At 44.7% G+C, this 2,260-nt stretch carries 1 protein-coding gene; it reads left to right on the top strand.

Annotated elements, in window-relative coordinates; translation table 11 throughout:
* A partial coding sequence (locus AC570I_RS21895; RefSeq protein ID WP_497407194.1) for a beta strand repeat-containing protein occupies window positions 1-2,260 on the top strand: 2,260 nt, incomplete at both ends.

Here is a 2,260-nt window from a genome sequence, read left to right as displayed (position 1 = left end):
TTAACCAATCTTGTGGTTACAGACGTCAATGCCATAGTAACGGGTTCTCCGGTTTCTACTTTGGCTCCGGGCGCAAGCATTACACTTATTGCTGTTCATACTTTAACTCAAGCCGATGTAGATGCTGGAAGTTATACCAATACCGCAAGCGTTACAGGTAAGACACCAACTGGAGCAGACGTGACTGATGTTTCAGGAACGACAGAGGCTAATGATACACCAACCGTGGCTACTATTACTCCGGCTGGTGCTGTGACTTTAGTGAAAACTGTTAACGGTATTGTTCCGAATAAATCAGGCGAGGTACTGAATTACAATCTTGTTGTTAAAAATATCGGAAACGTCACCTTAACCAATCTTGTGGTTACGGACGTCAATGCCATAGTAACGGGTTCTCCGGTTTCTAGTCTGGCTCCGGGTGCGAGCATTACACTTATTGCTGTTCATACTTTAACTCAAAGCGATGTTGATGCAGGAACTTACAACAACACTGCAACTGTAACTGGTAAAACACCAGCTGGATCAGATGTAACTGATGTTTCAGGAACGGCGGAGACGAACGATACACCTACGGTGGCAACGATTACGCCGGCCGGTTCTGTGACCTTGGTCAAAACGGTTAACGGAACTGTTCCGAATAAATCAGGCGAGGTATTGAACTACAATCTGGTGATTAAAAACATGGGTAACGTAACTTTGACCAATCTGATGGTTACTGATGCCAATGCAATTGTTACGGGTTCTCCTGTTTCTAGTCTGGCTCCAGGCGCAAGCATTACGCTTACTGCTGTTCATACTTTAACTCAAGCCGATGTAGATGCTGGAAGTTATACCAATACCGCAACGGTAACGGGTAAAACACCGGCTGGATTGGATGTGACCGATGTCTCAGGAACGACAGAGACTAACGACACACCAACCGTGGCTAGTATTACGCCGGCCGGTTCTGTGACCTTGGTCAAAACGGTTAACGGTACTGTTCCTAATAAAGCAGGCGAGGTACTGAATTACAATCTTGTTGTTAAAAATATCGGAAACGTCACCTTAACCAATCTTGTGATTACGGACGCCAATGCAATTGTTACGGGTTCTCCTGTTTCTAGTCTGGCTCCAGGCGCAAGCATTACGCTTACTGCTGTTCATACTTTAACTCAAGCCGATGTAGATGCTGGAAGTTATACCAATACCGCAACTGTAACTGGTAAAACACCAGCTGGATCAGATGTAACTGATGTTTCAGGAACGACTGAAACTAATGATACGCCAACACTAGCCACGATTCCACCAGTGGGTGCCGTGACTTTAGTGAAAAGTGTGATTGGATCAGTACCAACGGCTGTTGGAGGTGTGTTGAATTATGATCTTATCATCAAGAATACCGGCAATGTCACCTTAACCAATCTAGTAATTACCGATGCGAATGCCGTGGTTACAGGTTCTCCTGTTTCTAGTCTGGCTCCGGGTACAAGTGTTACTTTGACTGCTTCCCATACATTAACTCAAGCCGATATTGATGCAAGTACATATAGCAATACCGCAACGGTAACAGGTAAAACACCAGCTGGATTGGATGTGACTGATGTTTCAGGAACGACAGAGACTAATGATACACCAACAGTAGCAACCATTCCTCCAGCGGGTGCTGTGACTTTAGTAAAATCTATTAGCGGTACTGTTCCGAATAAAGCAGGCGAGGTACTGAATTACAATCTTGTTGTTAAAAATATTGGAAACGTCACCTTAACCAATCTTGTGGTTACCGATGCCAATGCAATTGTTACGGGTTCACCGGTTTCTACTTTAGCTCCTGGAGCAAGCGTAACTTTAACTGCATCTCACACATTGACTCAAGCCGATGTAGATGCTGGAAGTTATACCAACACCGCAAGCGTTACAGGTAAAACACCAGCTGGATTGGATGTGACTGATGTTTCAGGAACGACAGAGGCTAATGATACACCAACCGTGGCTACTATTACGCCGGCCGGTTCTGTGACCTTGGTCAAAACGGTTAACGGAACTGTGCCGAATAAATCAAGCGAGGTACTGAATTACAATCTTGTTGTTAAAAATATCGGAAACGTCACCTTAACCAATCTTGTGGTTACGGACGTCAATGCCATAGTAACGGGTTCTCCGGTTTCTACTTTGGCTCCGGGTGCGAGCATTACACTTATTGCTGTTCATACTTTAACTCAAAGCGATGTTGATGCAGGAACTTACAACAACACTGCAACTGTAACTGGTAAAACACCAGCTG

The sequence above is a fragment of the Pedobacter sp. A2324 genome, assembly GCF_059693705.1.
The sequence above is the reverse complement of the archived record's forward strand: the minus strand, read 5'-3'. Positions and strand labels throughout refer to the sequence as shown.